This is a genomic window from Actinomadura physcomitrii (assembly GCF_008923205.2).
In the GTDB taxonomy this organism is placed as follows: domain Bacteria; phylum Actinomycetota; class Actinomycetes; order Streptosporangiales; family Streptosporangiaceae; genus Spirillospora; species Spirillospora physcomitrii.
In genome coordinates, this window is sequence record NZ_WBMS02000023.1 from 131653 (window position 1) to 145690 (window position 14038).

Below are 14038 nucleotides of genomic sequence, written 5' to 3' on the forward strand. Positions count from 1 at the left end.
GTTATCCGGCCCCGGATAACCACGACACGCCACAAGTCAACGCATCGGGGTCAGCGGGGGAGGTCGAGGCCGGGCCGCTGAAGTCGAGGACGGGCCCGTCCGGGTCCTTTGAGTCCCGCGCCAGCACGGCCGCTTCGTCCGCCGCCACTTCGATGCAGGCGCCATCGTTCGCGCTGTGGCGCCTGTGCCGTTGCGCACGTATATCCGCCGCGGCGTTTCCGACAAGGGCGTCGTCACCGCCTAGGGGACGACCTGAGCGCTCCGCTCGCGGCCTTGCTCTCGGAGACGCTCACCAATGCGATCGTCCACGGGTCGGGGCTCCTCGTGGAGGTCGACGCCTACGTGGGCATGGCCGGCATCCGGATCGAGGTGACCGACGGTGGCGGCGGCGCCGTCCCACACCATCGGGACGACCCGCACGGCGAGCACGGGCGCGGCCTGCCGATCCTGGGGGTGCTCGCCCGGTCCTGGGGCTACGAGCAGCTCGACGACGGGCGGCTGCGGGTCTGGTTCGAGGTGCCGCACACCAAGGGCCGGTCTGCGGCACCGGCTCCGTCCCGCCATGACGGGAGCCGGGACGAGCCGTCCGGCCCTTCGGCCGGCACCGCGCACATGGCCGATCGCTGACTCCCCGTTGAGTTGTGGGGGGGGGGGGGGGGGGGGGGGGGGGGGCCGCCCCCCCCCCCCCCCCACACCCCCCCCGCGCGGCCCTCGGGCGCCCCCCCGGTGGTGGGGGGGGTGGGCGTGGTTGCCCCCCCCCCCACCCCCCCCCCCCGCCACAAGTCAACGCAGGCCGGCGCGGGTGGTCTCTAGGAGGGTGCGGGAATCCGCGGGGGGTAGGGCCTTCTCCTCGACCAGCTTCCAAGTGTCCCATAGGTCGGCCTGGGCGGCGTCGATGCCGAGGGCGGTGTGGACGAGGGAGATCCGCTCGGTGACGCCGGGGAACTCCAGGACGTCGAAGGCGCCGTGCAGGCCGGGGTACGCGCCGACGCCCGTGGGGACGACGCGGACGGTCGCGCGGGCGTCGGCGGCCAGGTCGAGCAGGTGCGTGACCTGCGCGTGCAGGACGTCGGGGCGGGAGCCGGGGCTCTGCAGCATGTAGCCGTCGATGATCACGTCGAGGGTGCGGGGCTCGCCGGAGGGGCGGTGCTCCTGGCGGTTGCGCAGCAGGTCCCACTCCTCGTCCGGATCCGTCTCGCGGACCCCGAAGACGAGCCGGGCGTACTGCTCGCACCAGGTCAGCTCGGGCATGCGGGCGATGCCGAACGTGTGGATGTACGGGGACTCCGACTCGACGGTGTAGATGTCGCGGACGAGGGCCTTGAGGCGTCCGACGTGGCGGGCGAGCCAGGGCGGGCCGGCGGGGCGGGACGCGAGGTCGACCAGGACGGCGCGGACCTTGTCCGGCACGCCGTAGGCGTCGAGGATCGCGCCGACCTGTTCGGGGGTGGCGTCGCCGAAGCCCGTCTCGAGGCGGGCGAGCCAGTCGGCGTCGCGGCCGAGGAGTGCGGCGGCGTCGGGGTAGGACAGGTCGAGGAGCTCCCGGATCTTCCGCAGCTGCTGCCCGAGGCTGCGCGCGTTGATGTTCGGGGCTCGGTAATCCACCGGCATGTCCCCAGGGTAGGAGCAACGCGGTTCCGCTGTGCGGTTTTCCGGTCGCCGACTGTGACGATCAGTGGCGGAGTGGTTGAAAACTTGACCTCTTTCCCCGCCTCTATTGGGCGGGCCGTCCATTAAAAGGGTGCGATATCACGGTCGGCGGTGCGGTGGTCGCGGTGTGTGCGGTGAAACGGTCAAAAGGGCACGGCAGGGTGTTCCCGGGTGGAAACGCGTGGTGTGCGGCACGGGTGGGTCGAGAATGGTCGCCGGCGGGGTGAAAATTTGTCATCGGATGATGGCTTCGGCCGCTTGACGTCGGCGAGAGCGCTTGCCTACAGTCGAGTAACTTAGGTTGATCTTGGGGTGGAGCGGGCACCGGACCGGTCGTCCGCGCGCTCTCGGGACGCCATTCACGGCGGTCGCCGTAATTTCTTCGCTCATCGGCATGGCGGTCGTTCCGGCATGCCCGGATTTCCGTTCACCGCCCCGCATCTGGAGGGTTTTCCGTGAGTTCTCGAATAGCGATCGTCGGCATGGCGTGCCGGTTCCCGGACGCCGCGGACCCCGGCGAGCTGTGGGACAACGTGCTGGCCGGTCGCCGCTCGTTCCGGCGCATCCCGTCCCAGCGGATCCGGCTGGAGGACTACTACAGCGCCGACCGCGACGCCGCGGACCAGATCTACATCACCGAGGCCGCGCTGCTGCGCGACTGGGAGTTCGACCGGGTCCGGTTCAAGGTCGCCGGGTCGACGTTCCGCAACGCGGACCTGACGCACTGGCTGGCGCTGGAGACGGCGGCGGCGGCGCTGGCGGACGCCGGGTTCCCGGAGGGGCGCGGCGCGCCGGGCGAGACCACCGGGGTGCTGGTCGGCAACTCGCTGACCGGCGAGGGCATCCGCGCGGCGCAGATGCGGCTGCGCTGGCCGTACGTGCGGCGGGTCGTCGCGGACGCGCTGAAGAACGACGTGGCGAGCGACCGGCTCGCGGCGCTGCTGGCGGAGCTGGAGCACTCCTACAAGGCGCCGTTCCCGGTGCCGGACGGCGACTCGCTGGCCGGCGGGCTGTCCAACACGATCGCCGGGCGGATCTGCAACCACTTCGACTTCAACGGCGGCGGCTACGTGGTGGACGGCGCGTGCGCGTCGTCGCTGCTGAGCGTGATCACCGCGTGCAACGCGCTGGTCTCCGGCGACATGGACCTCGCCGTCGCGGGCGGCGTCGACATCAGCGTGGACGCCACGGAGCTGATCGGGTTCTCGCGGGCGGGCGCGCTGGCGGTCGAGGAGATGCGCGTTTACGACCAGCGGTCGGCCGGGTTCTGGCCCGGCGAGGGCTGCGGGATGGTCGTGCTGATGCGCGAGGAGGACGCGGTCGCGCGCGGCCACCACGTGCACGGGTTCATCGACGGGTGGGGCGTGTCGTCCGACGGCGCGGGCGGCATCACCCGCCCTGAGACCGACGGGCAGCGGCTCGCGCTGGACCGGGCGTACCGGCGCGCCGGGTTCGGGCCGGACGAGGTCGGCTACTTCGAGGGCCACGGCACCGGGACGGCGGTCGGCGACGCGGCGGAGCTGGAGACGCTGATCGAGGCGCGGCGCGCGGCGGGCGGGCGCGCGGCCCCGGCGGCGGTCGGCTCGATCAAGGCGAACATCGGGCACACCAAGGCGGCGGCGGGCATCGCCGGGCTGATCAAGGGCGTGAAGGCGGCCGGGGCGGGCGTGCTGCCGCCGACGACCGGGTGCGAGCGGCCGCATCCGCTGCTCGACGAGGGCGGCGACGTGCTGCGCGTCCTGCGCAAGGGCGAGGCGTGGCCGGAGGGCGTGCCGCTGCGCGCGGGCGTCAGCGCGATGGGCTTCGGCGGCATCAACACGCACGTGGTGGTCGAGGCGCCGCGCCCGTCCCGCCGCGCGCGCGTCGACAACCGGACCCGGTCGGCGCTCAACTCGCCGCAGGACGCGGAGCTGTTCGCGCTGGACGCCGACACCCCGGCGGCGCTGGCCGAGCGCGCGACCGCGCTGGCCGCGGTGGCGGAGGCGGCGGCCCGGTCGGAGCTGCCCGACCTCGCCGCGCACCTGGCCGGACGGCTGGACCGGCGGCCGTGGCGGGCCGCGGTCGTCGCGGGCGCCCCGGCGAAGCTGGCGGACGCGCTGCGCCGCGTCGCCGAGCTCGCCGAAGCGGGGACCGCCCGGCACATCGACCCGGCGGGCGGCGTGTTCGTCGGCGGGCCGGGCGAGCTGCCCCGCATCGTGTTCCTGTTCCCCGGCCAGGGGTCGGGCACCCGGTCGGACGGCGGGGCGCTGCGCCGCCGTTTCGACACCGTCGACGAGCTGTACGAGGCGGCCGCGCTGCCGGCGGGCGCCGACCAGGTCGAGACGGCGGTGGCGCAGCCGCGCATCGCGACCGCGTCGGCGGCCGGGCTGCGGGTGCTGACGGAGCTGGGCGTGCAGGCGCAGGCGGCGGTCGGGCACAGCCTCGGCGAGATCACCGCGCTGCACTGGGCGGACGCGCTCGACGAGGACGCGCTGCTGCGGATCGCGGCGGCGCGCGGCGCGACGATGAGCGAGCTGGCCGAGGACGGCGGGTCGATGGCGGGCGTGTCCGCCGACGCGCAGACGGTGGCGGCGCTGCTCGCCGAGCAGGACGACGGCGTCGTCATCGCGGGCCACAACGGGCCGAAGCAGACGGTGGTGTCCGGGCCGTCCGACGGGCTGCTCAAGGTGATCGGGCGCGCCACCCGGGCGGGGCTGCAGGCCGTCCGGCTGCCGGTGTCGCACGCGTTCCACTCGCCGCTGGTCGCGCCCGCCGCCGACGCGTTCGCGGGACGCCTCGCCGAGGAGCCCCTCGACGGGCCGCGCCGCCAGGTGTTCTCCACCGTGACCGGCGCGCCGCTGGCCGCCGGGACGGCGCCGGACGAGCTGCGCCGCCTGCTGCGCGAGCAGATCACCGCGCCGGTCCTGTTCACCGAGGCGCTGACGGCGGCGGCCGACCGGGCCGACCTGCTGATCGAGGTCGGGCCCGGCCAGGTCCTCACCCATCTGGCGCGCGAGATCACCGGCGTGCCGGCCGTCGCGACCCGCACCGACGAGGACTCGCTCGGCGGGCTGCTCGCCGCGCTCGGCGCCGCGTTCGCCGCGGGCGCGGGGGTCCGCGTCGCCGGCCTGTTCGCCGACCGGCTGATCCGCCCGTTCGACCCGGACACCGAGCCGGTGTTCATCTACAACTTCTGCGAGGACGTCCCGGAGGTCGACGCGGGGCTGCTCGCCGACGCGTCCGCGCGGGCCGCCGCCACCGGCGGCGCGCCCGCCGGCGAGGTCCCCGGCGAGGTCGACGCGGGCGACCCGCTGATGCTGATGCGCACGCTGGTCGCGCGCCGCGCCGAGTTCCCGCTCGAGGCCGTCCAGGCCGACAGCAAGTTCCTCGACGACCTGCACCTCAGCTCGATCGTGGTGTCGGAGCTGGTCGGCGAGGCGATGCGGACCCTCGATCTGGCCGAGACCGCCGCCCCGACCGGCTACGCGACCGCGACGCTCGGCCAGGTCGCCGAGACGCTGCAGGAACTCGTCGCGAACGGCGGCGCCGGAGGCGAGGACGCGGAGGCCGCCGCCGCGAAGATCGTCCCGCCGGGCGTGGGCCCCTGGGTGCGGGCCTTCGCGGTGGACCGCCGCGAGACCGCCGCGCCCGGACGCGCCGCGCCGCGCGTCCCGGGCGCCTGGCGGGTCGTCGGCGACCACCCGGCCGCGGACGCGTTCCGCGAGGCGCTGGAGGTTGCCGAGCTGGGCGAGGGCGTGCTGGTGATCGTCCCGCCGGGGGAGGAGCGGCTCGCGGTGCTGCGCGCGGGCGCCGACGCGGTCCTCGCGGGCAAGGACGTGACGCGCTGCGTGATCGTCCAGGACGGGCCCGGCGCGGCCGGGTTCGCCAAGACGCTGCACCTGGAGGCGCCCTGGGTGGCGACGACCGTCGTGTCCGCCGACCTCGCCGACCCGGCGGCGCCCGGACGCGTCGCCGCGGACGCCGCCGCCACGGTCCGGTTCCGCGAGGTGATCCACGACGGCGGCGTCCGCCGCGAACCGGTCCTCGCGCCGGTCGCGCCGCACGGCGCCGACCTGCCGCTCGGCCCGGACGACGTCCTGCTCGTCACCGGCGGCGGCAAGGGCATCTCCGCCGAGTGCGCGCTCGCCCTGGCCCGCGAGAGCGGCGCCAAGCTGGCCCTGGTCGGACGGTCCGACCCGGCCGGCGACGGCGAGCTGACCGCCAACCTCGAACGCATGGCGGCCGCCGGCGTCACCGCCCGCTACCTGCGCGCCGACGTCACCGACGCCGTCCGCGTCGCGGCGGTCGTCGAGGAGGCGGAAGCCGAACTCGGCAAGGTCACCGCCGTCCTGCACGGCGCGGGCGGCAACGTCCCGAAGCTCCTCGAAGAGCTGACCGACGACGACTACGCCCGCACGATCGACCCGAAGGTCGCCGGGCTGGAGGCCGTCCTCGCCGCCGTCGACACCGCGCGGCTGCGGCTCGTCATCACCTTCGGCAGCATGACCGGACGCGCCGGGCTGCGCGGCGAAGCCCACTACGCCGTCGCCAACGAATGGCAGAGCGACCTCGTCGAACGGCTCGCCGCCGAGCTGCCGCACTGCCGGTTCCGCGCCGTCGAATGGTCGCTGTGGTCGGGCGTCGGGATGGGCGAGCGGCTCGGGTCCGTCGAGAACCTGTCCCGCGCCGGCGTCACCACGATCACCCCGGACCAGGGCGTGGCGATGCTGCGCGCCCTCGCCGCCGACCCGGACGCGCCGGTCGTCGCCGTCGTCACCGGGCGGTTCGGCGAGATGCCGACCGTGTCGTTCGGCGCGGACGAGCCGCCGCTGCTGCGGTTCCTGGAGCGGACCCGCGTGAACTACCCGGGCATCGAACTGGTCGCCGACTCCGAGGTGACGTGGGCGAGCGACCCGTACCTCGCCGAGCACGTGTTCGGCGGCGGCACCGAGGCCGTCCTGCCCGGCACCGTCGGCATGGAGATCATGGCGCAGGCCGCGGCGGCGCTCCTCGGCCTCGACATCGAGGCCGGGGCCGCGCCCGTCATGACCGATGTCGAGTTCCTGCGGGCGATCGCCGTCGCGCAGGACGCCGCCGTGACCGTCCGCGTCGCGGCCCTGCGCGACGAGGCCGGACGCGTCACGACCGTCGTGCGGTGCAGCACCACCAACTTCCAGGTGGACCACTTCCGCGCCGTCTGCGAGGCGCCGGCCGCCACGCCGAAGGGCGGCGGGCTCGTCCGGCCGGACGACGCCGCGCTGCCGCCGATGGCGATCGACCCGCAGACCGAGCTGTACGGGCCGATGCTGTTCCACGGCCCCCGGTTCCGGCTGATGGGCGACATCCGGCGCGCCGACGCCACGCACGTCACCGCGCGGCTGCTGCCCGACACCCGCGTCGGCTGGTTCGGCCGCTACCTGCCGCCGACGCTGCTGCTCGGCGACCCCGCCGCCCGCGACGCCTACATGCAGCCGCTCGCGCTGTGCGCGCCGACCGTCCTGGCGATCCCGGCGGGCGTGCGGCGGCTCGTCCCCGGCCCGCGCGCCGGCGCGACCGCCGCGTTCGTCCACGCCCGCTACCGGACGGGCGAGGACTGCTGGGACATGGAGGTCACCGACGAGGACGGCGAGCTGATCGAGACGTGGGAGGGCTTCACCACCCGGATGGTGGAGAAGTTCCCGCTGCCCGCCGGCTGGGTGCCCGCCCTCCTCGGCCCCTACGTCGAGCACGCGCTCGTCGCGTTCGGCCTGGCCGGACGGGCCGCCGTCGACACCGACCCGGAGGGCGCCTCCCGGCGCGAGGCCGCCGAGCTGATCGTCCGGCGGCTCCTCGGCGGGGACGTCGCGCTGCGCCACCGCCCCGACGGCAAGCCGGAGGCGAGCAGCGGCGAGCCCGTGTCGATCGCGCACTGCGCCGGCGTCACCCTCGCCACCAGCACCCCCGGCTGCGACCTGGAACGGGTCACCGCCCGCGACCGCGACGCCTGGGCCGGCCTCCTCGGCGCCGACGGCCTCGCCCTCGCCGAAGCCCTCGACGAGGACTTCGACACCGCCGCGACCCGCGTGTGGGCGGCGGGGGAGTCGGCGGTCAAGGCGGGGCTGCCCGCCGGGACGCCGTTCACCCTGCACTCCACCCACGAGGACGGCTGGGCCGTGCTGGCCGCCGGGGACGTCCGCGTCGCGACCATGGCGACCGGCGTGCGGGGCGTCGCCGAACCGGTCGTCCTCGCCGTCCTGACCGGGCCGTCCGGGGAGGCGCGGGCGTGAAGGGCTTCGAGTACCGGCACGTCGTCACCATCGAGGACACCGACCTGCTCGGCAACGTCAACTACGTCAACTACATCAGCTGGCAGGGCCGCGCCCGCGAACTCTGCCTGCGCGAGTACACCCCCGACGTCGTCGCCGGGTTCGGCGACGGGGTGCGGCTGCTCACCGTCAGCTGCCAGTGCGAGTACCTCCGCGAGCTGACGATCTTCGACGAGGTGATCGTGCGGATGACGCCCGGCGAGGTCGGCCAGACCCAGATGACCATGCGGTTCGAGTACTGGCGGCAGCGGCCGGAGGGCGAGGAGCTCGTCGCCACCGGCGAGCAGCGCGTCGCCTGCGTCCGCCCCGACGCCGACGGGAACATGGCGCCCGCCCGGCTCCCCGAGTCGATGCGCCGCCTCGTCGACGCCGTCACCGCCGGCCGCCGCTGAGCCCGCCGCCGAAAGGAGAACGACCATGGAAGGCGTGTCCGCGACCGCCCGCTGGACGGCCGCCGCCCGCGCGGTGGAGTCCCGCCGCCCCGACGCCCTGTTCACCGACGACCTCGCCGGGGACCTCGCCGGACCCGAGGGCTTCGCCCGCTGGGAGCGCTACGACAACCCCGGCACCACCGAGTTCCTCGCCATCCGCACCCGCTGGCTCGACGAGGTGATCGCCCGGTCCGCGCACACCCAGGTCGTGCTGGTCGCGGCCGGTCTCGACACCCGCTCGGCCCGGCTGGCCTGGCCGACCGGGACCGTCCTGTACGAGCTCGACCAGGCCGACCTCATGGAGTGGAAGGAGAAGAGGCTCGCCGAGCTGGACGTCCGGCACCGCTGCGACCGGCGCGGCATCGGCACCGACCTGACCGGTCCCTGGGACGTCCCGCTGCGCGCCGCCGGATGGACCCCGTCCGTCCCCACCCTGTGGATCGTCGAGGGCCTGCTGTTCTACCTGCCGGAGGACGGCGCCCGCGCGCTGCTCGCCCGGCTCGCGGCGGTGTCGGCGCCCGGCAGCGCCCTGGCCGGGGACCTGCTGTCCCACCAGTCGATGATCAGCGAGTTCACCCGGGAGGGCCTCGCGCGGCTGCGCGCCGACGGCTGCCCCTGGCTGTGGGGCACCGACCGTCCCGAGGACGTCCTCACCGCGTGCGGCTGGACGCCCGGCGAGGTGCGGCTGCCGGGCGAGGAGGGCGCCTCGTTCGGCCGCTGGCCGTGGCCGCCGCTGTCCCGCGACACCAAGGGCCTCCCGATGAACTACCTGTTCACAGCAGCCGTCTGAGCGGCCCCTGCGGGCCGTGGCACCCGCCGCGGCCCGCCCGGGTCACTTCAGACTGTGCTCGCACAGGTTCCAGAAGTCCGACAGCGCGGCGGCGGTCGTCTCCGGCGCCTCCCAGGCGGGCGAGTGCGCGGCGCTCGGGATCACGACCTTCGCCGCGCCGAGCCGCTCCGCCATCTCCGCCTGGACGCGCGGGTCCCACACGTCGTCGTCCTCGCCGTACAGGACGAGGGTGCGCAGGCCCGTGTCCCCGCAGTGCTTGGCCAGCTCGTCAACGCGGTCCGGGGCGGTGAGGATCTCGCGGGACATCCCGACGAGCCCGGCCTCGGAGTTGCCGAGCGTCCGGTCCTTCAGGAACGCCAGGATCTCCCCCTGGACCCCGCTCGCGACGTAGTCGGGCTCCATGCCGATGCTCCAGATCGCCGCCATCCCCAGCTCGGGGATCGCGTCCCGCAGCGCCCGCGCCTTGTCCGCCGACGGGCCCGTCACGGCCGACGGCCCGGAGCTCATCAGCGTCAGCGACGCCGGACGCGCCGGCCCCGCCAGCACCGCCTCCCGCGCCACCAGCCCGCCGAACGAGTGCCCCACCAGGTGCACCGGGTCCGGGCCGAGCGCCTCCAGCAGCGCGACGAGGTCGCCGCCGAGGGCCGCGCGGCCGTAGGCGTCCGGGTCGTCCGGGCCCGGCGTCTCGTGCTGCCCGCGCATGTCGATCGCGACGACGCGGCGGCCGGACGCGGCGAGGGTCTGCAGCATCGCGAGGAAGTCCTCCTTGCTGCCGGTCAGGCCCGGCAAGAGGAGGGCGGGACACCGCTCGGGCACCCGCGACCCCGGGAGCGCCTCCAGCGCGGCGAACGGGCCGCGCGAGGACTCGACGATCGTCCGGCTCACGCCGGGGGGCAGGGTCAGGAACCGGGGCGTACTCACGGAGTGCAACCATACTAAACGGGCATCCGCCGGCCACCGGCCCGAAACCGCGCGGTGGTAGCGTCGTTGCGTGCGAGCGAATCCGGCGATCTCGGCGCATCGACGGGACGAGGCGGGCCTGAACGGCCTGCGGGAGGCGGTCGGCTCCGGGGCCGAGTACGTCGAGATCGACATCCGGCGCACCGGCGACGGACGGCTGGTCGTGCACCACGACCGGGAGGTCGGCGGGCTGCCGCTGGCACGGCTGTCTTACCGGCGCGCGAAGGAACTGTCACCCCGCCCGCTGCCGCTGGTGGAGGAGGCCATGGAGATCATCGCCTCGTCCGGCGCGCAGGGCCACCTGGACCTCAAGGAGCGCGGCTGCGAGCACGAGACCGTCGCGCTCGCGATCGACGCGTTCGGCCCCGGCCGGTTCGTGGTGACGACCGGCGAGGTGTCCTCGCTCGCGGAGATCAAGAAGGCCTTCCCGCGCACCCGGACGGCCCTGTCGGTGGGCCGCAACCTGTGGGAGCCGGGCGTCGCCCGCGACTTCGCGCCGCTGGGGCAGATCCGCCGCGCCGGCGCCGACATGGTCGCGCTCAACCACCGGCTCGCCCGCGTCGGGGTGCTGCGGCAGTGCGGCCGCGCCGGGATCCCCGCGATGATCTGGACGGTCAACGCCGAGCCGCTGATGCGCCGCTTCCTCGGCGACCCCCGCGTGGCCGTGCTCGTCACCGACCACCCCACCACCGCCCTCGGCATGCGGGAAGCGGGCGTCTGACGGTCGGCTGACGTCCTTGACCTCAGCCGACGGTGACCGGAACGCAGCGATCGCACGCAGTGCCCGTTGAAGGGAAGGCGCCCCAGCGCCTGACCGCCAAGGGCACTGCAAACGAACACAGCACAAGGACCGCGAGAACACGGGCGGGCCGTGTCTCGCGGTCGGAGTGATCGTCAGGCCGTGCGGGTGGCCTCGGTCGAATCGGCGGTGGGCTGGCCGGCGCGGGTGCGGCGCCGGGTGCGGCTCCGCTTGCGCTCGGTGGCGACGGCGTCGACGACGTTGTCGGACGCCCCGTCCGCCGACGCGCCGCTCTCGGACGCCTTGCCCTCGATCGGCTTCCCGCCGCGGGTGCGGGTGCGGGCGCGCTTGCGGCGGCGGGGGCGCGGACGCTCCCGGTCGTCGCGGCGCGCGGTGCTGCGCGCCTTGCCGGTCTCGCCGATGTCCTCCAGCTCCTCGGCGTCCAGCCCGGCCCGCTCGTGGCGGTGCTCCTTCGGCAGGGTGCCCTTCGTGCCCTCGGGGATGCCGAGCGCCGCGAAGAAGTGCGGGGAGGTGGAGTAGGTCTCCTCCGGCGCCGCGAACGGCAGGTCGAGCGTGCTGTTGATCAGCTTCCACCGGGTCAGGTCGGCCCAGTCGATCAGCGTGACCGACACGCCCTCCTTGCCCGCGCGGCCGGTGCGGCCGATGCGGTGCACGTAGGTGTCGGCGCTGTCGGGGCACTCGTAGTTGACGACGTGCGTGACGTCGTCGACGTCGAGGCCGCGGGCCGCCACGTCGGTGGCGACCAGCACGCCGATCTTGCCGTTGCGGAACGCGCGCAGCGCCCGCTCGCGCTGGCTCTGCCCGAGGTCGCCGTGCACGGCGGCGGCGTCGAAGCCGCGCTGGACCAGGTCGGCGGCGACCCGGTCGCAGGCCCGCTTGGTCTGGCAGAAGATCATCGTCAGCCCGCGGCCCTCGGCCTGCAGCAGCCGCGCCAGCATCTCCGGCTTGTCCATCTGGTGGGCCTGGAAGACGTGCTGGACGACCTGCGGCGTCGCGTCGGACTCGGCGTGCGCCTCGGCCCGCACGTTGGTCGGGCGGGTCAGGTAGCGGCGCGACAGCGCGACGATCTCGCCCGGCATCGTCGCCGAGAACATCATCGTCTGCCGCTGCGCGGGGATCCGGTCGATGATCCGCTCGATGTCGGGCAGGAACCCGAGGTCGAGCATGCGGTCGGCCTCGTCCAGCACCAGCACGCCGACCTGCGACAGGTCCAGGTGCTTCTGCTTGACCAGGTCGAGCAGCCGGCCCGGGGTGCCGACGACGACGTCGACGCCCTCGCGCAGCGCGTCGATCTGCGGTTCGTAGGCGCGGCCGCCGTAGACCGACAGCACGCGGGTGCCGAGCTTGCCGCCGGCGGCCAGCAGGTCGTCGGTGACCTGCAGGGCCAGCTCGCGGGTCGGCGCGACGACGAGCGCCTGCGGCTTCTTGCCGCCGTGCTCGATGCGCTGGAGCAGCGCCGCGCCGAACGCCAGCGTCTTGCCGGTGCCGGTGCGGGCCTGCCCGATGATGTCGTGCCCGCCCAGCGCGATCGGCAGGGCGAGCTCCTGGATGGGGAACGCTTCCACGATGCCCTCGGCCTGCAGGGCATCGGCTATCTCGGGGACGACCCCGAGTTCACGAAAGGTAGTCAGGGCTTTCAGCCTCCAATGTGCGGGGTCCTCGCTCCCCGGTGCGGCGCGGCTCGGCGCCCACGTCGGCCGGATGCCGGTGGGCGGGCCCGTCAGGGGCGCAGTCGATCGAGGTCACAGTGGCCGCCGGCGGGACTCCGCCGTCCGGGCGCGTCCGCCGATCGCTTCCTGTGGCCGCGCGCTCGCGCGGGAGGGACCAGCCGTTGATCAAAATGTCTCGGCGACCGCAGTCAGGGGTTGAAAGCAGTCACTCGCTGTGGCTGCGTGCGGTCACACTCCGCAACGCAGTGTACCGACCGTCAGTTGCATACACCAATAGCCGATCACTGGACCCAACGTTTCCGCGTTTTCGTCTATTCCATCCCAGCTCGCCAGCGCTGATCCGTCGCATGGAACGGGCCCGGACGGACCGCCGCCCCGGCCCGCCCCGGCGGCCACATCCGGACACCGCGGGGCACGGACGATCACCGGTTGCCCGCCGGCGTCCCGTGCCCCAGATTGAGGGGCATGATCGAACCGTCCGGCACCGGGACGCCGCCTTGGCGGGTCGAGGGGTTCACCGAAATAAGGGAACTGGGAGCGGGCGCGCAGGGCCGCGTCGTGCTGGCCCGGCACGACTCCGCCGGCACGCCGGTCGCGATCAAGTACCTGGCCCGCCGGGACGGCGACGACGCGGCGATCGAGCGGCTGCGCGCCGAGGCGGTGATGCTCGGCCGCGTCGACGACCCGCACGTCGTCCGGCTGTACCGGTTCGTCAGCGCCGCGCGCGGCGCCGCGCTCGTGATGGAGGCGGTGGACGGGGTCTCGCTCAAGCGGATCCTCGCCGAGCACGGCGCCCTCGAGCCGGAGGCGGCGCTCACCGTGCTGAAGGGGTCCCTGCGCGGCCTCGCCGCCGCCCACGCGGCGGGCGTGGTGCACCGCGACTACAAGCCCGCCAACGTCGTCGTCCGGGCGGACGGGCTGAGCAAGCTGATCGACTTCGGGATCGCGACCGCGGCCGGGGACGGCGCCGGGTCCGGGACGCCCGCCTACATGGCGCCCGAGCAGTGGGAGCGGCGGCCCGCCTCCGGCGCCACCGACGTCTACGCCGCGACCTGCGTGTTCTTCGAGTGCGTCACCGGCGGCCGGCCGTTCTCGGGGGATCTGGCGGCGCTGCGGGACGGGCACCTGCACGGCGCCGTCCCGGCGGAGCGGGTCCCGGAGGGGCTGCGGGACCTGGTCGTGCGGGGGATGGCCAAGTCGCCGGAGGAGCGTCCGCCGGGCGCCGCCGCGTTCGCCGCCGAGCTGGAGGCCGCCGCCGCGGCGGCGTACGGGCCGGGCTGGGAGGGGCGGGGCATGCGCGCGCTGGCGGGTGCGGCCGTCGCGTTCGCGGCCGTGTTCCCGCTGGCCGCCGCCGGGCTGGTCCCGGGGGCAGCGGGTGGTGCGGCGGCGGGCGGGGCGGCGGGCGGCGCCGCTGCGGGCGGCGCGGCGGCCGGCGGTGGGCTGTTCGCGGCGACCGGCGCCAAGGTCGCCGCGGCCGTCGCCGCCGCGGCGGC

Annotated in this window: 10 protein-coding genes; 6 read left to right on the forward strand and 4 right to left on the reverse strand. The window is 74.9% G+C overall.

Annotated elements, in window-relative coordinates; all coding sequences use genetic code 11:
- Window position 1: 1 nt before the first annotated feature.
- Window positions 2–202 carry a DUF397 domain-containing protein gene (locus F8568_RS27270; protein ID WP_151596568.1) on the reverse strand — a complete coding sequence of 67 codons (201 nt, stop codon included), beginning with the start codon at window positions 200–202 and terminating at the stop codon, window positions 2–4.
- Between F8568_RS27270 and F8568_RS27275 the strand changes: the two genes are divergently transcribed.
- A complete protein-coding gene (locus F8568_RS27275) occupies window positions 109–627 on the forward strand; it encodes an ATP-binding protein (RefSeq protein WP_407924487.1) in 519 nt (172 codons plus the stop codon). The genes F8568_RS27270 and F8568_RS27275 overlap by 94 nt on opposite strands.
- 156 nt (window positions 628–783) lie before the next feature.
- Here the strand turns inward: F8568_RS27275 and F8568_RS27280 are convergent, their stop codons facing one another.
- Window positions 784–1611 carry a helix-turn-helix domain-containing protein gene (locus F8568_RS27280; protein ID WP_160573774.1) on the reverse strand — a complete coding sequence of 276 codons (828 nt, stop codon included), beginning with the start codon at window positions 1609–1611 and terminating at the stop codon, window positions 784–786.
- Window positions 1612–2105: 494 nt separating this feature from the next.
- Here F8568_RS27280 and F8568_RS27285 point away from each other — a divergent pair, with 494 nt between their 5' ends.
- Genes F8568_RS27285 through F8568_RS27295 form a run of 3 tightly spaced genes read left to right on the forward strand, consistent with a single transcriptional unit; the run spans window position 2106 to window position 9155 of the window.
- The gene (locus F8568_RS27285) at window positions 2106–7895 is read left to right on the forward strand and encodes an SDR family NAD(P)-dependent oxidoreductase (RefSeq protein ID WP_151596547.1); all 5790 of its coding nucleotides are present in this window, start codon (window positions 2106–2108) and stop codon (window positions 7893–7895) included.
- Window positions 7892–8326 (forward strand): acyl-CoA thioesterase, encoded by a 435-nt coding sequence (locus F8568_RS27290; protein ID WP_160573775.1) that lies wholly within the window; start codon window positions 7892–7894, stop codon window positions 8324–8326. Before F8568_RS27285 ends, F8568_RS27290 begins: the two co-directional genes overlap by 4 nt.
- A gap of 25 nt (window positions 8327–8351) precedes the next feature.
- Complete coding sequence (locus tag F8568_RS27295) at window positions 8352–9155, forward strand: class I SAM-dependent methyltransferase (RefSeq protein WP_151596549.1); 804 nt, start codon at window positions 8352–8354, stop codon at window positions 9153–9155.
- Window positions 9156–9197: 42 nt separating this feature from the next.
- Here F8568_RS27295 and F8568_RS27300 read toward each other — a convergent pair whose 3' ends face one another.
- On the reverse strand, window positions 9198–10076 hold the full coding sequence (locus tag F8568_RS27300; RefSeq protein WP_151596550.1) for an alpha/beta fold hydrolase: 879 nt from the start codon (window positions 10074–10076) through the stop codon (window positions 9198–9200).
- A 70-nt stretch (window positions 10077–10146) separates the two neighbouring features.
- On the opposite strand from F8568_RS27300, the gene F8568_RS27305 reads away from it, so the two are divergent.
- On the forward strand, window positions 10147–10836 hold the full coding sequence (locus F8568_RS27305) for a glycerophosphodiester phosphodiesterase (RefSeq protein WP_151596551.1): 690 nt from the start codon (window positions 10147–10149) through the stop codon (window positions 10834–10836).
- 173 nt (window positions 10837–11009) lie between these two features.
- Here the strand turns inward: F8568_RS27305 and F8568_RS27310 are convergent, their stop codons facing one another.
- On the reverse strand, window positions 11010–12440 hold the full coding sequence (locus F8568_RS27310) for a DEAD/DEAH box helicase (protein WP_328601040.1): 1431 nt from the start codon (window positions 12438–12440) through the stop codon (window positions 11010–11012).
- A 570-nt stretch (window positions 12441–13010) separates the two neighbouring features.
- Here F8568_RS27310 and F8568_RS27315 point away from each other — a divergent pair.
- Window positions 13011–14038: serine/threonine-protein kinase (locus F8568_RS27315; RefSeq protein ID WP_151596553.1), on the forward strand; the 1028-nt coding region annotated here is incomplete at its 3' end.